This window comes from Algoriphagus antarcticus (assembly GCF_002150685.1).
GTDB lineage: Bacteria > Bacteroidota > Bacteroidia > Cytophagales > Cyclobacteriaceae > Algoriphagus > Algoriphagus antarcticus.
Genome location: NZ_MSSW01000019.1, coordinates 36369 through 56004 on the forward strand (window position 1 = coordinate 36369; position 19636 = coordinate 56004).

The 19636-nt window shown below is 41.1% G+C and carries 14 protein-coding genes and 1 pseudogene; 8 read left to right on the forward strand and 7 right to left on the reverse strand.

Going from position 1 to position 19636, the window contains the following annotated elements; genetic code table 11:
- Nucleotides 1-10 precede the first annotated feature (10 nt).
- Nucleotides 11-1222 (forward strand): metabolite traffic protein EboE, encoded by a 1212-nt coding sequence (eboE, locus tag BVH04_RS08950; protein WP_086541132.1) that lies wholly within the window; start codon nucleotides 11-13, stop codon nucleotides 1220-1222.
- A gap of 1 nt (nucleotide 1223) precedes the next feature.
- Nucleotides 1224-2603: an alkaline phosphatase family protein gene (locus BVH04_RS08955; protein WP_086541133.1), complete on the forward strand. Its 1380-nt coding sequence runs from the start codon at nucleotides 1224-1226 to the stop codon at nucleotides 2601-2603.
- Between the two features lie 106 nt (nucleotides 2604-2709).
- On the opposite strand, the pseudogene dinD reads toward BVH04_RS08955, so the two are convergent.
- Nucleotides 2710-3441, reverse strand: a pseudogene (gene dinD / locus BVH04_RS08960) (DNA damage-inducible protein D); the annotation flags it as partial.
- A 327-nt stretch (nucleotides 3442-3768) separates the two neighbouring features.
- On the opposite strand from dinD, the gene gldB reads away from it, so the two are divergent.
- Nucleotides 3769-4779 (forward strand): gliding motility lipoprotein GldB, encoded by a 1011-nt coding sequence (gldB, locus tag BVH04_RS08965; protein WP_086541134.1) that lies wholly within the window; start codon nucleotides 3769-3771, stop codon nucleotides 4777-4779.
- Between the two features lie 172 nt (nucleotides 4780-4951).
- Here gldB and BVH04_RS08970 read toward each other — a convergent pair whose 3' ends face one another.
- The 4 genes from BVH04_RS08970 to nth form a co-directional block, all read right to left on the reverse strand.
- Nucleotides 4952-5905 carry a fasciclin domain-containing protein gene (locus tag BVH04_RS08970; protein ID WP_086541135.1) on the reverse strand — a complete coding sequence of 318 codons (954 nt, stop codon included), beginning with the start codon at nucleotides 5903-5905 and terminating at the stop codon, nucleotides 4952-4954.
- Nucleotides 5906-6157: 252 nt separating this feature from the next.
- Nucleotides 6158-7381 carry a glycosyltransferase family 4 protein gene (locus tag BVH04_RS08975; protein ID WP_086541225.1) on the reverse strand — a complete coding sequence of 408 codons (1224 nt, stop codon included), beginning with the start codon at nucleotides 7379-7381 and terminating at the stop codon, nucleotides 6158-6160.
- A complete protein-coding gene (gene asnB / locus BVH04_RS08980) occupies nucleotides 7378-9153 on the reverse strand; it encodes an asparagine synthase (glutamine-hydrolyzing) (RefSeq protein ID WP_086541136.1) in 1776 nt (591 codons plus the stop codon). The genes BVH04_RS08975 and asnB overlap by 4 nt, the downstream gene beginning before the upstream one ends.
- Nucleotides 9153-9824 (reverse strand): endonuclease III, encoded by a 672-nt coding sequence (gene nth, locus BVH04_RS08985; protein ID WP_086541137.1) that lies wholly within the window; start codon nucleotides 9822-9824, stop codon nucleotides 9153-9155. Before nth ends, asnB begins: the two co-directional genes overlap by 1 nt.
- A 446-nt stretch (nucleotides 9825-10270) precedes the next feature.
- Between nth and BVH04_RS08990 the strand changes: the two genes are divergently transcribed.
- Together BVH04_RS08990 and BVH04_RS08995 are read left to right on the forward strand one after the other, a co-directional pair.
- Nucleotides 10271-11389, forward strand: coding sequence for a DmpA family aminopeptidase (locus tag BVH04_RS08990; RefSeq protein ID WP_086541226.1), 1119 nt, complete (start codon nucleotides 10271-10273; stop codon nucleotides 11387-11389).
- A gap of 174 nt (nucleotides 11390-11563) precedes the next feature.
- Complete coding sequence (locus BVH04_RS08995) at nucleotides 11564-13552, forward strand: heavy metal translocating P-type ATPase (protein ID WP_086541138.1); 1989 nt, start codon at nucleotides 11564-11566, stop codon at nucleotides 13550-13552.
- 55 nt (nucleotides 13553-13607) lie between these two features.
- On the opposite strand, the gene BVH04_RS09000 is transcribed toward BVH04_RS08995, so the two are convergent.
- Both BVH04_RS09000 and BVH04_RS09005 read right to left on the reverse strand, forming a co-directional pair.
- Nucleotides 13608-14459, reverse strand: coding sequence for a nucleotidyl transferase AbiEii/AbiGii toxin family protein (locus tag BVH04_RS09000; protein ID WP_086541139.1), 852 nt, complete (start codon nucleotides 14457-14459; stop codon nucleotides 13608-13610).
- The gene (locus BVH04_RS09005; protein WP_086541140.1) at nucleotides 14456-15094 is read right to left on the reverse strand and encodes a type IV toxin-antitoxin system AbiEi family antitoxin domain-containing protein; all 639 of its coding nucleotides are present in this window, start codon (nucleotides 15092-15094) and stop codon (nucleotides 14456-14458) included. Before BVH04_RS09005 ends, BVH04_RS09000 begins: the two co-directional genes overlap by 4 nt.
- Nucleotides 15095-15673: 579 nt before the next feature.
- On the opposite strand from BVH04_RS09005, the gene BVH04_RS09010 reads away from it, so the two are divergent.
- The 3 genes from BVH04_RS09010 (at nucleotide 15674) to BVH04_RS09020 (ending at nucleotide 19580) form a co-directional block, all read left to right on the forward strand.
- Nucleotides 15674-16429 (forward strand): DUF2490 domain-containing protein, encoded by a 756-nt coding sequence (locus tag BVH04_RS09010; protein ID WP_140160551.1) that lies wholly within the window; start codon nucleotides 15674-15676, stop codon nucleotides 16427-16429.
- 137 nt (nucleotides 16430-16566) lie between these two features.
- Nucleotides 16567-18264, forward strand: coding sequence for a gamma-glutamyltransferase (gene ggt / locus BVH04_RS09015; RefSeq protein WP_086541142.1), 1698 nt, complete (start codon nucleotides 16567-16569; stop codon nucleotides 18262-18264).
- Between the two features lie 17 nt (nucleotides 18265-18281).
- Nucleotides 18282-19580: an APC family permease gene (locus tag BVH04_RS09020; RefSeq protein WP_086541143.1), complete on the forward strand. Its 1299-nt coding sequence runs from the start codon at nucleotides 18282-18284 to the stop codon at nucleotides 19578-19580.
- The last annotated feature ends 56 nt before the right edge of the window (nucleotides 19581-19636 follow it).

The following is a 19636-nucleotide window of genomic DNA, read 5'->3' on the forward strand; positions in this document are numbered from 1 at the left end:
ATCTTTACTCATGGAAATCAAGGGTTTTCACCTCAGTTATTGCAGCAATATTCACCCCGGAGAAAGCTGGGAGGCAACCTTCAAAAATCTAAAAATTTACATTCCTGAAGTTAAAAAGCGTTTGAATGCAGATAAACCATTCGGAATTGGCTTGCGGCTTTCTCATGACGCAAGCTTAGTACTTGAAAAGCCTGATCAATTGGCTCAATTCAAGTCTTGGCTAGATTCTGAAAATGCCTACGTGTTTACAATGAATTGCTTTCCGTATGGAGATTTTCATCGCACGGTTGTCAAAGACCAGGTTCATTTCCCCGACTGGACAACTACTGAGCGTCGGGATTATACCATTAGATCATTTCGCCTTTTAGCACACCTTCTTCCTGAAGGAATGGGTGGTGGTATTTCCACATCTCCGATTTCATACAGACCTTGGTTTAAATCTGAGTCCGAATTGAATGCAGGAATGGAGATTGCCACAAAGCATTTGCTGGAAGTCGTAGCTGAATTGGCAGAGATCAAAAAGCAAACTGGAAAATCGCTGCATCTCGATATAGAACCAGAGCCTGATGGGATTCTCGAAAATTCAGATGAGATGATCTGGCTATTTTCAGATTGGCTGCTTCCAAAAGGAAAACCCTGGCTGGCGGAAAAGCTGAATGTTTCTGAAGAACTGGCAGAAGAGTATCTGAAAGAACACATTCAGGTCTGTTACGATGTCTGTCATTTTGCAATCGTCTATGAAAAGCCAGAAGATACATTTTTGAAATTTGATGAAGCTGGTTTAAAAATCGGAAAAATTCAGATTTCAGCCGCTCTGAAGATGATGATCCCCCAACAGTTAGAAGCCCGCAATCTCCTTAAGGTTAACTTGTTGCCTTTCGAAGAATCTACTTATTTACATCAGGTAGTTGCCAAGAAGAAAGATGGAAGTTTGCAATCCTATCCTGATTTGCCAGATGCACTTAAAATTTTGGATACCACAGATGAAGAGGAATGGAGAATCCATTTCCACGTCCCCGTCTTTTTAGAAAATTATGGTACTTTAGCATCCACCCAAGATCAAATTTCAATTGTACTTAATGAGGTTTTAAAAAATCCATCTTTGACAAATCACCTGGAAGTGGAGACTTATACTTGGGAGGTTTTACCAGAAAACACACGATTAAGCTTAGGAGAATCTATCTCCAGAGAATTGGCTTGGGTAATCGGAAAAATGAATTAGAATGAAAAAAACAGTCGTTTTAGATATAGTAGCACTTTCGCCAAGAGTAATAGGAGAGCATACTCCTTTTTTAAAAAAGTGGATTGAAAAGCATAAGCAGGCTGTAGTGGAACCAGTTTTGCCAGCAGTGACGTGCGCTGCACAGTCTGTTTATTTGACAGGAAAGATGCCTAACGAAAATGGTATCGTCGGTAACGGCTGGTATTTTCAGGATGAATGCGAAATCAAATTTTGGAGACAGTCCAATAAGCTTGTCCAGTCGCCGAAGATCTGGGAAATACTGAAAAAAGAGAACCCCAGCTTCACCGTTGCGAATATGTTTTGGTGGTATAATATGTATTCGAGCGTGGACTATGCAGTTACTCCTCGCCCACTTTATCTAGCAGATGGAAGAAAAGAACCCGATTGTCACAGCCAGCCTATGGATTTGCGAGATCGACTGCAAAAAGAACTGGGACAGTTTCCTTTATTTTCCTTTTGGGGTCCAAATGCAAATATTGCATCAAGCAAGTGGATCGCTGAGGCTTCGAAGAAAGTCGATGAATGGCACAATCCTACGCTCAATCTGATTTACATTCCTCATTTGGATTATTCCCTTCAGAAGTATGGGATTGATTTCAAGGAGATCGGTAAGTATCTGAAAGAAGTTGATGATCTGGCAAAGGATCTTATTACTTACTTCGAAAATCAGGGCACTCAGGTGATTTTGCTTTCAGAATATGGGATCACTTCTGTGAGTAAGCCCGTGCACTTGAATCGACTTTTTAGAGAGCAAGGCTGGATTCAGGTAAAAGATGAGCAAGGATTGGAGACTTTGGACCCAGGAACTTCCAAAGCTTTTGCGATTGCGGATCATCAGGTTGCCCATGTGCATGTTAATGATTTGAGTATTTTGCCTCAGGTCAAAAAGCTTCTTAAAGAGACCCCTGGGGTGGAATTGGTTCTAGACTCAGAAGGAAAAAAGCAGCATCACATAGACCATGAACGCGCAGGTGATTTGGTCGTGATGGCTGATAAGGATTCTTGGTTCACCTACTATTTCTGGATGGACGATGCCAAAGCACCTGACTATGCTCGCTGTGTGGATATCCACAAAAAACCAGGTTACGATCCTGTAGAGTTGGTCTTGAACCCAGAAATCAAAATCCCAATGTTGACCGTTGGGTCAAAAGTACTTAAGAAAAAACTAGGTTTCCGATACTTAATGGATGTGATACCTTTGGACGCCACATTGGTGAAAGGGGCGCACGGGAGATTGAGTGAAGACGATTTGGATAAGCCTTTACTAGTAGCTGACGAAAAATTAGTGAACCAAAAGTCTTTAAAACCTACAGATGTTTTTGAAGTGATTTTGAATGCTGTGAGGGGTGAAGGGATTTGAGATTTTTGATCTGTAATTTGATATTGCGTTAAATATGAATGAAGTGCTTTAGTTTTAATTTGATGTTTCAAAGGGACTGGTTTTCAGTGAGTTTATGACTATTAGGCTACTTTTTCTTCCTAGTACCCTTTAATACTTTCTTTTCATCTCCATCCAGTTTTCGCTGTAGTTTTTTCACATCCTCACCAGGAGGCAGGTTTTCAGGAATAATACCTCTTTGGGTGAGCATATCCCTTACCGCAGTGTTATTGTCAACGTGTTCTCTTTCAATTTTTGATTGCCCTTTCAAGTCTTTACTCTGAACATTCAAGCCTGTCATTTCTGCTGCTAAATCTTTGGCTTTTATACTTATGGTAGGTAAAAAGTCAGCCACTGGTCTGGTCTCGGGGACTCCCATTTTTCTCTTGAGAGTCTGCGTATTTAATCGAAATAAGGCTTGATCACCTTTGCTTCTGATAATTGCAAAACCCTTGGTGTCCACTCCTCTTTCGTACAAAATACCCGATAGCATTTTTTCAGTTTGACTCAGGTTTTTTCTAACTTTTACACGTTCGTAATCCAGAAGTCGTTGCTCCACTAACTCAGCACGGCGGGTTTGTACAGCAAAGTAATTTTGTGCAAATGAAATCTCTTCTTTCCGGCTATCTCCATTTTGAGCTATTAAGTAGCATGCATAACGCGTAAGTAAGATCTCATCGATCTCTTTTTCTGCACCTTTTGGCATAGGGATCGTTTTCCTAACGTCAGGAAAATGATAAGCCACATCTTCTCCTGCATTTTTGCAGGCATCTTTGGCTTTTTGGATCACCTTCTCAAAATTCTCCCACTTGCTGTAGCCTAGTAAGTCTTGCTATTCTCTAGCGCTCCAGCATTCCACACCTTCTAGTACGGAAGCAGCAGCTTCAAATCGTGCAAAGAGAGCTTTAATTTCTTCTGATTTCATGTTCTTTCTTGGTTAAAAATGAGTTTCAATAGCTGATTCTTTGCAAAAAGTATCCAACAATGTTTATTATATAAAGAAGATCGTATTCAAATTCAAGATGCATTAACTAACTAAATCTAATGCAACAATATCATTTTTCAAATCGATCAATCATAAATTCATTATTGGATTCGTTCTACGCTCATTATCCTTCAATTCCGTACTTTTAAAAAAAAATGATTCATGAGCAAGTCATCAAACCAATATTTCTACTTCTTACTTATTCTGATTTTAGGCTTCGCCTGCGGCAAAAAAGATGAGAAATGTGAGATTTCCTCAGAGATTCTAAATCAGGATGTGACCTTGAAAGTCAATCGATTGGAAAAGGATTTTTTCGCAGCTAAAAGTGTGAGTGATTTCAGTTATTTGCTGGAGGAAAATCCTGAGTTTGCAAAGGAATACTTACAAATGGATCTTTATCCAAGTCTTGATAGCTTGGCCGCAGAGCTTTTGGCTATTCACCAAGACTCATCCATGCGAGTGCTTTTTGATTCGGTAGAAGTAGCATTCAGTGACTTTTCACAGGTAGAAAAAGAACTGGAAACCGCCTTCAAAGCTATTAAGTATTACTTTCCCGAATTCCAAGTGCCCAAAGTTTATACCTTCGTATCAGGCTTTAATTCTGATTTGATCGTCACTGATGATTTAATCGTTATCGGACTGGATTATTTTCTGCCGCCAGCACATACTTTTCAGCCGGAACTTCCGCGGTATATGGCCGAGCGATATGATAAGCCATACATCGTGCCCATGATTGTTATGGCTATTTCTGCCAGATTTAATCAGACCAATCCATCAGATAATACACTGCTGGCAGAGATGGTTTATTACGGTAAAACATACCATTTCACCAAGGCCATTTTGCCTTGCACTTCTGATCAATATATTATTGGTTATACACCTGAGGCCATCACTGAGAGCTTTGAAAATGAAGAATTGATTTGGTCACATTTTGTGGAAAATGAATTGCTGTATGAGACTAACCCTTTTGAAATCAGGAAATACATCGGTGAAGCACCGTTTACAGATGCTATAAGCACCAAAGCTCCAGGTCGATTAGGAAGATGGCTCGGCTGGAATATTGTGGATGATTATCAGTTCAACCAAGATGTCCCATTGGATTTGCTAATGGCGGAGCCTGATGCTGAGAAGATATTCAGAGAATCTGGCTACAGACCGAGGACAGGACCATAAGTTTTGATGAAAAAGAAACAACTTTTGTTCTGATCATTTTCTGTTATTAAAAACAATAAAAAATTACTAGTCGGGCTCTTTGTGATAAACTCTACTATCACTGTGGAGTAGATGAAACATAAAAAAAACGGACTTCCATAGAAGCCCGCTTTAACACTAAACCCACCAAAAATTACTCAGGTACTATTACTTGATCAATCACATGGATGACTCCATTCGTTGCATGGATATTCAGCATGGATGGCACTAAACCACTTTCATTAATCATCAATCCAGGAAGATCTACAGTTAAATTCCTTCCCTCCAATAATGTAGGAAGGCTAGCTCCATTACGTAAGTCTTGAGAGAATGCTCTTGCTGGCACTACATGGTATAAAAGGACGTCTGTCAATAAATTCAAATCGATTTCATCTACTCCACTTACTTCAAGAGCAGTATACAAATTTTCAAAAGCAGCATCGGTCGGTGCAAAAACAGTTAAATTATCACCTGTACCACCACTAACTGCATCTACCAAACCAGCTCTCGAAAGTGCAGCTACCAATTGTGTGAATTCAGGAGTAGCGGCTGTTGTATTTTCAATTGCTATTTCAGCAATGTTTTTCGTTGGAGCAGTAATTACATAATCAAGTGTATGAATAACTCCGTTGCTGGCCATTTTATCTACCGCAGTAATCTTAGAATTACCATTGATCCATATTCCGCCGGTAGGATCAAAACTCACATAAAATTTGCTGCCTCCTAGGGAAGTAACCGGTCCTGCTACCACGTCTCCAGAAGCAACGTTTGCAGGGACCACATGATACGTCAATATATTTGCCAAATCAGGACTACTAAGTAATGCAGCGGCAGTAAGGCTGTTGTCCGTCAAGAAATCCCCAAACGCAGCATTTGTTGGTGCAAAAATGGTAAATGGCCCAGCACCACTCAGGTCGTCAGCTAACCCTGCCGTTGTGACTGCTGCAGTAAGAGTAGAGAAATTAGGGTCGCCCACTAATACGTCTACAACATCTGGTTCTGGCATCCTTTCGTCGACAACGTCTTTACAGGATGAAAATCCTACAAACATGGCAATAGGAAAGGCTAGCGCAAGTAGCCGTCTGGTGTTAAAATTTAATTTTTTCATATAGTTGGTTATTTGGTTGAGAATGGTAAACTAACTCAAGGCCATATGGTTTTTGAAAACACCAACTTTTTTATATTTTAAAGAAACAGATAAACTTAATAGTCAACTAATTAACAAATAAACCTTGATGTTAATAGACTGATTTTATGGGTAAAATGAATAAAACTCTTTTGAAATACACAGAGATCAAGATTCAAATTGCGCTAAAAAAAATGAGGGATCATCTAAAAATAGTTGACAGAAAAATCGTTCTCAACCTGTCAAAATGATGAATTGATCTTGCATACTAAGCGGATTCTTACCATGATCAATTACTTTCTTTAAGCGAGAAACCGCCTGCTCTTTGGTGAAATGTTGCTCAGCTAATTTCCGCGAGTTCGCACCCATTTTTGCCAGTTCTCTCGTGTTTTGTTCTAGCTTTTCCAGCCTCTCAAAAGTAAATTCGATTTTCGAAGGAAAACAAGAAATTCCAAGTTGATGTGTCTTCACCAAATCATAAACCCATCCTTTGTGATTAACCAAAATGGCTTTGCCAGCAGCCAAGGCATCAAAAAACTTATTTGGACTGTTAGTTTTTAACACCGGTAAATGCGCAAAAGATATCCATGCAAAGTCGGCCAGACTGAGTATTTCATTGACTTTTCCTTTAGACCCAAAAGGAATGAAATGAACCTGAGAAAGTGATTTACCCGAAACAACTCGCCGGAGTTCAGCCTCATGACTTCCCTCTCCCATAATCAGAAACTGCCAGTTTTTACCTCTCGCTTTTGCTAGTTCAGCAAGATTCAGTAGCTCATTTACAGCATTCACCTGACCCAAAGCTCCCGTGTATGCAATGGTCAATGTATGGTCCAAAGCATATTTGCGAAGAAGATTCTCACTTTTCTCCATTGGAAAAAAACTGTCCAAATCTGAGAAATTTGGAATCAGATAAATTTGTTGTTGCGGAGTGACTTTACGTAAATGATCCGCTATGCCCGGAGACAACGCAACAAGGCTCAATGCTTGCTGGTAGATCTTTTTCTCCAGTGAAATTAAACTTCTTTTCAGCAATGGATTCTTGATTGCGCCCACTTCAATCGGCGCCTGAGGCCAGAGATCCCTTACTTCAAAAATATAAGGAATAGCTAACCTCTTTTTTGCCCAAATCCCAAGCAATCCTGTAGTCAACGGAGTGGAAGTGACATACAATAAATCTGGCCTTCGAAGTTTTTTGATCAATTTCTTCGCTTGGCGAACGTAGCTCAGAAACGATAAAACACGCTTGAAAAACCCATAGTTCTGATCATAAATAACAGGCAAATAATGAACCTTGATTCCGTCAATCCATCGTTGGTCGTAGTCAGTTTGCGCTCCGCCAGTGATCATCTCCACTTCATGACCAGCATCCACCAACCCTTTTGCTAGGTAATAGGAGCGCACGGCACCACCTTCGGCTGGAGTTTTGAAATACTGATGGATGTAAATAATCCTCATAGCTTGTGCAATTTCACCCATTCTGCCAGAAGAAACAGATTGTATAGTGTTAAAAAATGATGTTTTGTCCCAAGTTCTGGTTTGGCGGCGAGTAATCTCATCTTTTCAGGGAAATGCTCGCCATGAGTCTTCTCGAAGACTTTGATAGAATCGAAAACACGCTTGGCAAATTCTCCATTTTCAGCAAACCATTCCATTAGCGGAAGCCCAAAACCCATTTTGTTGCGCTCAGATATCCAGTGCAAATCCAGCTCATTAAGGCATCGCTTGATCCAAGGTTTACCTTTAAGTAATCCCTCGTCTTTCACATTTCTCCACAATTCCAGCATAGCTGCATCCAAATACGGCGATCGCCCCTCTATGCTATGCGCCATCAGGGCATTGTCTTGAATCTTTAGCACATCCTGCACCAGATAAACTTGCCGATCAAAATCCAGCATTTGTGAGTAGTCGGCCAAATTTCTGTTGAAAATTCTATCGTAATCCTCTGCCAAATCATCTGGGACATTATCCAATCCAGAAAAATTGAGAAAAGTCCTCCGGGGATCTGGATCAATGGCAGAAATGAATTTCTGATAACTCCTTCCAAGTGGTAATTTCTCCAAAATAGGCTGAAATTTTAGCAGGAGCTGTTTTCGCTTTTGATATGCTTCAAAAGCTTTATGTCGCTGATATCCTCCCCAAAGTTCATCCGCGCCAGCTCCCGAAATCAAAACCTTTACAGACTTTTTAGCTTCCTTTCCTATCATCCAATACAAGAATCCGGCAGAATCTCCTATAGGCTGATCCAAGCTTTTCACATAGCCATCCCAGTTTTCCCAGAAAGTATTCTGAGTGATTTCTACTAGATGATGACGTGAAGGAAAGTGCTTTGCGAAGCGACTTGCAGCATCTCCGTCGGCATATTTCTTTTTATATTTCTGCTCAACTTGGATGGTAAAAGAGCTCATTGGAATACCAGTCTTCTTATACCAAAGCGCATAAAGCAATGAACTATCAGCTCCTCCACTGAGCTGAATTCCCACAGGGACATCTGCATGAAATTGCTTTAAAACAGCTTCATTAAGCACCTCTTTGAAGGAAACTAAAGTCGGTTCAGAACTCAGCTTGGTTTGACTCGGAATATGATCCCATCGAAAAGCCGAATGATTCAAGATCTTACTATATCGCTCAGGCTTCCATTCATGAATTCCTTTAAAGAACGTATTACCCAAGAGTGGCGCTCTGAGATAGAAATACGGCTCAAATTGCCGAACATCTATTTCTGAGTTTCTTAGACTTTGGATGCTGTTACATGCTGAGGAAATGATTAGGGAATCAGGATTTTGAGAATAATAGAGTGGTTTTTCTCCATTTCTATCACGAGCTACAAGAACAGATCTCTCGGTTAAATCCACAAAAATCAAGGCAAACATACCATGGAGTTTCTCCAAACCTTTTACACCAAAAACACGAAGAACATGTAAAACTACCTCAGTGTCTGACTGTGTGATAAAGCAAATGCCCATCTTTATCAAGAGATTTCTGATTTCCTGAAAGTTATAAATCTCTCCATTCCAAATAAGTAAAGACCTGCCATCAGGCGCCCAAAATGGTTGATCTGCTTCAAAACCGGTATGCATGATTTTCAGCCGATTTACCCCAATCCACAATCCGGGCCATGGACTATAGCCCGCTTGCTGATCGGGACCACGATTCTGACTCAGCTGAAGCATGCTGTTAATAGCCTCTTCATTCGCTCCCTTGCCCCATATCAGATGGATTCCGCACATTATTCCTGCTTTTTTACTTTGATGATTTTGCCCTGGTTTCTCTCAAAATACTTGCATAAATGAGTTAGGGTGCACTCTTCACATTTCGGTCTTCGAGCGAGACATACATATCTTCCATGTAAAATCAGCCAGTGATGCGCGATGTGTACATATTCTTTTGGAATGTGTCGGATGAGCTGCTTTTCGACTTCCAAAGGAGTTTTGGCAGTTTGAGAAACAAGACCGAGTCGTTTCGAAACCCGAAAAACATGTGTATCCACGGCCATATTAGGCTGATTCCAAACGACCGATGTGATCACATTTGCGGTTTTTCGCCCCACGCCAGGGAGTTTGATCAATTCAGCGACAGAAGAAGGAACCTCACCGCCAAAGTCTGCCACAAGCATTTTTCCTAATCCTAAAAGATGTTTGGTTTTATTATTCGGGTAAGAAACGGTCTTGATGTAGGGAAAAAGCTCGTCAAAATTTGAAGCGGCCAAAAACGCAGGCTCAGGGAATTTCTCAAATAAAGCGGGAGTGACTATATTAATTCGCTTGTCTGTGCACTGCGCTGAAAGTACAACTGCCATCAAAAGCTGGAATGAATTCTCGTACTGAAGTTCCGTCTCGGCAATGGGCATGTTCTCACGAAAGTGATCGATGATGGCTTCGTATCTTTCTTTTTTCAGCATTTATAAAAGGTTTATTTTACCACGGGAAACATGGAGGTCAACGTGGAGAATACTAATCGTTTTTTAAGTCTCATAAGAATCAAAGGGTTGAAAGCCCATGTTACTATAGAAAAGACTAAAGGACTGGGTACAGAACATGTCAATCGATAAAAGCTCTGAAGGAGTAAAATACTATTTGCATCCCACTATTGCGAAATTCTAAATTATAAATGATCTCTGAGCGAAATGCTAATTTAAAAGATGCTCACATCAATCCCATTTTTGAAAAGAAATAGGTTAGAAAATAATCGTATCTGATTGGCTTTCCACCTAGAAATTAACCTCAAATCTAGTTGAAATTCAAAACTTGCATAGAAAGAAGGTGAAATAATGACAATTAAGTGGAATGCTCGGCTCAGTGGTTTTTTGGTGAGGACATAAAGTTTAAATTCGGAAAACCACCTGCTATGAAAAACCTCGACCTTCTATTTGTACTCTTTATTTTATTTGTCTCCAACTCATTTTCGCAAGAAAGACCACGAGATAAAGAGATCATCTTTGGCGTACTTCCGCCAGGTTCGCTGAATGCGATCACTGATGTACCTGGTGTGAAAGTGGGGCATTTCACCAAAATAGAAGGCAACGATATCCGCACCGGAGTGACAGCTATTTTGCCACATGGAGGAAATCTTTTTCAGCAAAAAGTCCCTGCGGCGATTTATGTGGGGAATGGTTTTGGCAAGTTGGCTGGGACAACTCAAGTGCAAGAGCTTGGTAATATCGAGGCCCCGATTATTCTCACCAACACACTGAGTGTGGCTGCTGGAATCGAAGGAGTAGTTCGGTATTCTTTGGAGCAAAAAGAAAATGAAAATGCCCAATCTGTGAATGCTGTAGTCGGTGAAACGAATGATGGCTTTCTCAATAATATCCGCGGAATGCATATTTCTCCGGAAGAGGTAATCCAGGCGATAAATTCGGCCGAGTCTGGAATAGTGGCCGAAGGAAATGTAGGAGCCGGCACTGGCACGGTTTGCTTTGGGTGGAAAGGTGGAATCGGAACTGCATCCCGCAAGCTTCCCGAAAGCTTGGGAGGATATACGGTCGGAGTGCTGGTTCAGACAAATTTCGGAGGAAATCTACAAATCGATGGATTGGCTGTGGGAGAAAAAATGGGTAGATATCCATTTCGCGATGCCATGGAAAAGTCTGACGGTAGCTGCATGATAATTGTGGCAACTGATGCTCCAGTGCTGGAGCGAAACCTAGAAAGAATGGCTAAGCGAGGGATGATGGGTCTAGCAAAAACCGGCGGGATCGCTTCTAATGGTTCTGGTGATTACGTGATTGCTTTCAGTACGGCAGAAGCACTTCGAATTCCCTACTCTGCTGAAGATGGAATTTTGGTAACCGCTGAATTCATAAGGAATGATGACATGTCTTCGCTCTTTATGGCCGTTATTGAAGCGACCGAAGAAGCTATTATCAATTCCTTGTTTGCTGCCGAATCTATGGAGGGAAAAGATGGACATCGCGTCGAGAAATTGCCTATAGATCAGGTAATGAACTTGATGAAGCAAAAATAAATATGATTATCCGCACTTATGCCATTAGCCATGGTCTCTTTGATTTACTGGCTTGAAGACCCTCCACGGGCGAGGCAGGCTGAAGTGGCCTAAATGCTTGAGCTTACCAGACACTAGGATGCTTTGGCCTCTTTGTTAGCCAATGGCATACAAACAAAAAAATAAACCGGAATTATGGGGAGTAAGAATCAGAAAAGCCATTTGGAAATAGAAGATAGAGACTGTTGTGCTGTAGATGAGCAGGTCAATCATGAAGGTCATTCGACCGACGATGGGCACGATCACTCCATCGCCAAAGATGAGAGCATGTTGAGATTTTTTGCTCCAGCTATTTTTTCCTTTGTGGTGATGATTTTTGGGCTTGGCTTCGACTATATTTTTCCGCAGGATTGGTTCCAAGGCTGGGTGAGGCTCGGTTGGTATTTGGTAGCCTATTTACCTGTTGGACTTCCTGTTTTGAAAGAGGCTTGGGGTAGTATTTTGAAGGGGGATATTTTCTCAGAATTCCTGCTGATGGGAATTGCTACAGTTGGCGCATTTGCTATCGGAGAATATCCCGAAGGTGTGGCTGTAATGCTTTTTTATTCCGTAGGGGAAGTTTTTCAGGCAATGGCCGTGACACGGGCAAAAACCAATATCAAAACCTTGCTCGATCAGCGACCTGATGAGGTGACGATTTTGGAAGGAAATACTACCAAGACGATTAAAGCAGCTAGCGCAAAAATCGGAGACATTATTCAATTGAAAGCTGGAGAAAAACTTGGTCTTGATGGAGAGTTACTTTCTGAGAAAGCGTCGTTTAATACCTCCGCTTTGACAGGAGAAAGCAAGCCGGATTCCAAAGAAAAAGGAGCTGAGGTCTTAGCAGGAATGGTCAATCTGAATACTGTTTCTCTGGTAAAAGTGACTGCTGCTTATACAGATAGTAAACTTTCCAGGATCTTGGAATTGGTACAAAATGCGACTGCGCAAAAAGCTCCGACGGAATTGTTCATCAGGAAATTTGCCAAGATTTATACACCCATCGTAGTCTTTTTGGCAACAGGAATCTGCTTTCTTCCCTTCCTTTTTGTAGAAGATTACGTATTCAGCGACTGGCTTTATCGTGCACTGATCTTCTTGGTGATTTCCTGTCCCTGCGGGCTGGTGATCAGTATTCCTTTGGGATATTTTGGGGGAATAGGAGCCGCGAGTAAAAACGGGATTTTGTTTAAAGGAAGTAATTTCTTGGACAGCATTGCTCAAATCAGTCAAGTCGTGATGGACAAAACGGGGACAATGACTGAGGGAGTTTTTAATGTGCAGGAAGTGCATCTTCAGCCAGACTTTGAGAATTCTAAAATTCTGGATTTTATAAATGCGCTGGAAAGCAAAAGTACTCACCCAATTTCCACCGCCATCAAGGATCACGTGGGCGAAGTTGATCCCAGTGTTGTTTTGGAAAATGTGGAAGAAATAGCTGGACATGGTCTGAAAGCCCAAGTTGAGGGCAAGCAATTGCTCGTTGGGAATTTCAAGCTGATGGATAAGTTTTCGATTCCTTATTCTATCGATCCTAGCAGCATAGTTTACACCTTGGTTGCGATAGGATACGATGGGAAATTTGCTGGCTACTTGACCATCGCGGACAGTATTAAAGCTGATGCTCAGCATACCATTGATCAGCTAAAAGCAATGGGAGTTGGGATCACTATGCTCAGCGGGGATAAAAGTAATGTCGTCAAGTTTGTCGCAGACAAGTTGGGAATTCCTAATTCATTTGGTGGTCTGCTTCCGGAAGATAAAGTAGAAAAGGTCAAGGAGATCAAAGCTCAAAAAGGAACGGTTGCCTTTGTGGGCGATGGGGTAAATGATGCGCCTGTAGTGGCGATATCTGACGTAGGAATCGCTATGGGTGGACTGGGAAGCGATGCTACTATCGAGACTGCCGATGTGGTGATCCAAGACGATAGACCAAGCAAGATCCCAATGGCAATTTCTATCGGGAAAAAGACCAAACAAATCGTGTGGCAGAATATAGGTTTTGCTTTTGGGGTAAAAGTGATTGTTTTGGTTCTTGGAGCCGTGGGAATGGCAACGATGTGGGCAGCTGTTTTCGCAGATGTTGGGGTGGCGTTGTTGGCTATTTTGAATGCAATACGAATTCAGAAGATGAAGTTTTGATTGAATAGGCAGGGATGTCGGGTGACAGGTGACCGATGAAATCTGATTGCTGGTGTTAATCAAATTTCAATTTCTGTATCAAATCCATAAAGTATTGCTGGCTCCATATAGCAATTACAGCATCATTTGGAATGAAGCGCACAACATCTTCCTTTATACTTTTAAAATCTACGTTTTCTATTTTAGCTTCTAAAAGTTTCATGACCTCTGCATTGGTTATAGTTTCTTTACTCCAATCACCAGTATCCTTAGCTCTGAGAAGAAAATGGTGAAGATCCAATGGAATTCCTTTTTTGATGTACCATTCCATATCATACCAATCCCGTCCCTTTACCCTTTTTTGCCACTTCCGAAAAAGCAACGCGTGGATTTTCCCTGCAAAAAGACTATGAACCGTAAAACACTTGACATAGAAAGAAAATGGGCGAAGTAGTAACTTTTCTTCAGTTTCAAAGCCCAATGGAGGTAATCGATCCACCTCTATTTTAATCTTAATACTTGGCATAAGTTTAACCCCCGCTTGTGGTATGATACCACGTAACTCGAGCTCTTTCCATACGGTCGCAGATTTCAGAAAAGCGGATTCTATGCTTGATTCCACTTGCTTTTTCTTTTCTACAATACTCACTTTCATTCCAATAGCCTCAAATTCAGTAATAATGGCTTCAAAATAAACTTCCAGAGAAAAATCCGGATTAACGTTCAATAATGAAAAATCAAGGTCCTCTGAATATCTATCCAACCCATAGAATATTCGAAGCGCAGTTCCACCGTAGAAGGCAGCCTTTTCAAAAAATCCCGCACGCTGCAAACCTGCCAATGCCACTTCCTGCATAATTTCGCGCAAAGCTGCAAATGCTTCTTCTTGAGTTTTAGGCTTATATTCCTCAATCCATTCCTGAATCATAAGCTTCGAATTGTTTTAACAAGCACCTGTAAACTGCTTTTTTTTGGTGCTTCAGGAATCCAAGTATCCATTACGTCCAGATTAAACCCTCGAAATAATTCTTCACTCATTCTCATATCCCCAGTTAAGAAATCCATAACCTGTTTGCTGCTTCGCAAATTTATTCCATATGTCATTACAATTTTGTCACAAATAGCCTTTTCCGGAGAGGCTATCATAGCAGTCTGCCTTGGAGTAAGTGCTACACTGCGGATGCCATAGGAATAGTAGGGCAACGAAGCCTGTCTGTAACTGAACCGTCCTACGGCTGTCTTGTAAGTCTTAGCAGCTTTGACTGTCACAGAGATAGTTTCAAAAACTCGTTCAGGTATAAAACCCCAATAGGAAAGTGATGCCTCCATCGAAACGTAACTTGGTCCCAACAAATGATTTGCGATAAGAAATGATTCTGGTCGAAGCAATTTACTCTCCGGCCCCGCGATGTAGAGTCCATTTTTTAATATGGTCAGCCATCCTGCTTTCACCAATTCCGATATCTTGTCGTTGGGCCTCTTGTATTTTTTCAAAAGAGAAAGCATCACCTGCCTGTTAAGCGGTTCCTCTTGGTATTCTTGAAAAAGATTATGAAACTCCATATTGCCAAATTTTTATATAAAAATCGGAAAAAAACCGATTAAACCTAGGATGTTTGACAAATAGAAATGTAGAATACGACTTGATAAAATCGGGATAATTCCGATTTATCATGAAAAATCTATCAGCTTTCGGGAGAGGTGAATAAATCATTAACAATATGAAGTCTGGTAGGTCTTAATTTGGACGTAAGTTCGAATCCACATTTCCTCACACAGGAACACTTTATGTATTGTGATTATTCGGAATCTTGCCAGTAGAAAATTTATAGGATCGAAAGTCCGAAGACACATTGAATTCTGGTTTACTTCGGTCTTTGGTCATCGGTCTTCCAACCCGTTGACCAAAGAGAATTCGATTACTGGCAGAAAAGCGTAAATACAGATGTATTATGTAAATCCGCTTATCTGCCAGTAAAAGACAAAATCAGGCATTGTCAGCGCAACTTCGGTCTTCCGTCATCGGTCTACCAGGCCGATAAGTGAAGAAAATAAGGCTAGTGGCCTCATTGCGGTATATATTTGTTATCCCCCTATTTACTCACTGGTAATTCCCGTAAAATTGCAGCTTAATTCCTGGGCTTGAAAGCAATACTATCCACGTTTATTTTTCTCTTTTTGAGCTTTATGCCAAAATTGTCAATGGCTCAAAAGGATGTCACTCATCAACAATTGATTTGGTACGCCTATTTTCTAACTGTTCCCATAGACAAGAATTGGTCAGTAGTAGCAGAAATTCAGGAGAGGCATTTTGTTCACCCTTTTGCGCAGCACCAATTATCGTTGAGAACCCACCTCCACCGTAAGTTAGGTGCACGTGGGTGGGAAGCATCAGCAGGATTTGCGACTTTTTTTCAAAGCCCAAACTACCCCACCTCTGATTTGAATCTGGTGGTACCGGAGCTTAGGCCGCATGTAGAGTTTGCCAATAAGCATACCCTTCAGAAGTTAACCCTTGATCATCGCTTTCGAGCGGAGGCACGTTATTTTCATCAGCTGAATGTCGAAGAGACGAAGTTGGAGGATGGGTACTTTTTCGGGAGCTTTAGATTTCGTTATCGAATCTTGGCGTCCTACCCGATTTGGAAAATCAATGAAAAACTAGTGGTGAAAGTAATCGCAGGAGACGAATTGATGGTTCAGGCTGGCAAAAAAGTGAGGTACACCTTCGACCAAAATCGAATAATTCTCGGATTAGGATTAGTGGTTTCGCCAGGTTTGAATGTGGAAGCTACTTACCAAAAATGGATAAATCAACGTGAAACAGGTGGCTACTACAATCGTGATATTTTGAGATTAACTCTAAATCACCGATTGAATTCAGGTAGTTCGAAATAATGATTGATGATTTTTTTAGATGAAAAGTTATTTAGATTATAAGCACAAGGCTCCGCTTATCAGAACATTTAGAAATGATCTGACATTTTCTCTTATTTTTACTCAAACCACTCCACAACCTTTAAGCTTAAAACCACATGAAAAAATTTTATTCCTTTAATAGAGCCCTGGGCATTTCTCTGGTCTTTCTCATTTTTTTCAATTCAGCAAAGGCCCAGACCTATGCGGAAAATGGGATGGTAGTCTCCGACAACGTGATTGCCTCGCAAGTAGGAGTTGATATTTTGAAAAAGGGAGGTAATGCAGTCGATGCTGCCATTGCGACGGCCTTCGCTTTGGAAGTCACTCATCCAGAAGCTGGGAATATCGGAGGGGGTGGTTTTATGGTTTTCCTGAATTCTGCAGGTGACGTTACCACGTTTGATTTTCGTGAGAAAGCTCCCCTAGCCGCTAGTCCAACCATGTTTTTGGATGAAAATGGTAAGATCAAAGACAATTCCAACCATAAGGGCTTGTTGGCTGTAGGAGTTCCTGGCACAGTAGCCGGTCTTTATCTAGCACACCAAAAGTATGGTAAGTTACCTTGGGCAGATTTGGTGAAACCGTCAGTAGAATTAGCCAAAAAAGGATTTACCATGTCTTGGGGATTATACAATGCGGCTGTAAGTGTGAGTGATAGAGATCCTTCGGAGGATATTATGAAGGATTATTTCCATGGAGAAAATGGCGAGATCGTGAAGCCTGGGGAGACTTGGAAGCAGCCAGCACTTGCCAAAACACTGAAATTGATTCAGAAGCATGGTCGTGATGGTTTTTACAAAGGTGAAGTGGCGCAGGAAATAGAAGATTACATGAAAGCCAACGGCGGGATTATCACTAAAGAAGATTTGGAGAAATATGAAGCTGTCGAGCGCGAACCTTTAAAAGGTTCGTTCAATGGCTATGATATTTATTCCATGCCTCCACCAAGTTCAGGCGGTGTGGCACTGATCGAGATGATGAATCTGATGGAAGAAGCGAATATCTCAGAGATAGAATTCAATTCTACCGCCTATGTTCACCTGGTCGCTGAAGCGATGAGAAGAGGATTTGCAGACAGGGCAGAATTCTTGGGAGATCCTGATTTCAATTTAGATATGCCTTTGGATAAGCTGCTTTCAAAGGATTTTGCCAAAAAGCGATTTGAAAACATAAATATGAAAAAAGCTTCCATCTCTGATCCTGCTCAATACGGACATCCTTATGACGGAACTAATACCACGCATTTCTCAGTGGTGGACAAAGATGGAAATGCCATTTCAATGACCTATACCTTGGAAAACTCTTATGGAGTGAAAATGGGATCTTCAAAACTTGGCTTTATTTTCAACAATGAAATGGGAGATTTTAATCCTGTTCCTGGCGAAACCACAACGACTGGACAAATCGGCTCAAATCCCAATCTAGTTGCTCCAGAAAAAAGAATGCTGTCAAGTATGACACCGACTATTGTTACTAAAGATGGCAAGCCTTATTTGGTAATTGGTAGCCCAGGAGGAAGGACGATTATCAACACTGTTTTTCAGACTGTTTTGAATGTCTTGGCTTATGATATGCGTATTGACAGAGCCATAGAAGCAATGAAAATCCATCATCAATGGTTGCCAGACCGACTATTGTACGAGCAAAACTTGCTTTCCCCGGATACTAGAGATACGTTGGAAAAAATGGGACATACGCTCATCCCAACCACAAATATCGGTGTGCTAATGGGCATCACCTACGACGCTTCTAAGAAACTTTATACCGGTGCTTCAGATTCTTCCAGCGAAGATGGCGGAGTTAGAGCCTATTAAAGCTGATAAATAACTTCATGGAAAAAGAGACAGGGTTAAAGAGGGAGATCGGAGTATGGGGTCTCTCTGCTAATATTGTAAATATCATCGTCGGAGCAGGAATCTTTGTTTTGCCTGCCATAGTTGCCGAAATCATGGGGTCGTCGGGAATCTTTGTTTACCTATTCTGTGGGTTTCTGATTGCGTTAGTGATGTTATGTTTTGCAGAAGCCGGAAGCAAAGTGACCCGATCAGGAGGAGCTTATGCCTATGTGGAAACTGCCTTCGGACCATACACTGGCTTTTTGGCAGCTGTATTCATGGTGATGGGAAGTGCTTTTTCAGATGCAGCCGTTGCCAATGCATTGATAGAATTAATTGGGCTGGCCTTTCCGGTTTTCACTAATCAATACATCCGTATTTTACTATTGTTTCTGATTTTTGGAGGCTTGTGTTTTCTAAATGTAATAGGTGTCAAGCAAGGTATTGGGCTGGTTAAGATCAATACCGTTGCTAAATTGACTCCACTGATTTTACTGATATTCTTCAGTTGGAAGGATGTGTCGCTTTCTAATTTGATGATAGAAAATGCTCCTTTTTTCAAGAATTTTGGTGCGGCTTCTCTGATTTTATTCTTTGCATTTCAAGGTGGTGATGCTGGATTAACAGTTGGTGGTGAAATCAAAAACCCTCAGAAGACTGTTCCAAAAGCCATTTTCATAGGTATCTCATTCGTACTCATCCTTTACATACTTATTCAGACTGTTTCCCAAGGAGTATTGGGAGATCAATTGCCAGAATTTAAGGAAGCTCCCCTGGCGTCTGTTGCCAACGTTGTTTTTGGCCCGACAGGATACACACTCTTACTGATCACAGCAGGCGTCTCTATGTTCGGCATGTTGAGCGGAGAGATTTTGAATTTGCCGCGCGTGATCTTCGGTTTGGCGAGCGACCGCGTTATTCCTTTGGATAAATTGGCTGCTATCCATCCTAAGTTTAAAACTCCTTATTTATCGATTCTACTCTATGCAGGAATTGGATTTACATTAGCTTCGGTGGGCGGATTTCGTCAGCTCGCAGTCATAGCTTCAGCAAGTATGCTTCTGGTATATTTTGGAGTATCCCTATCGGTAATCAAGCTCAGAAAGATGGAAAAAACTGATTCTGGAAGTTTCAAGATCCCATTTGGTTATACAGTGCCTATTTTATCTGCAGGAATTATTCTTTTCTTCCTGTCCAATTTAACAGGTTATGAAAAGACGGGAATTCTAATTTTTATCTTGGCGCTTACCTTGATTTACTTTCTGGTGAATCTACTTCCAAAAAGCAAAAGATAAATTTATATAAGTATTCGCAATGATACCCAGTAGCATGATTTCTCCGAACAAACTGT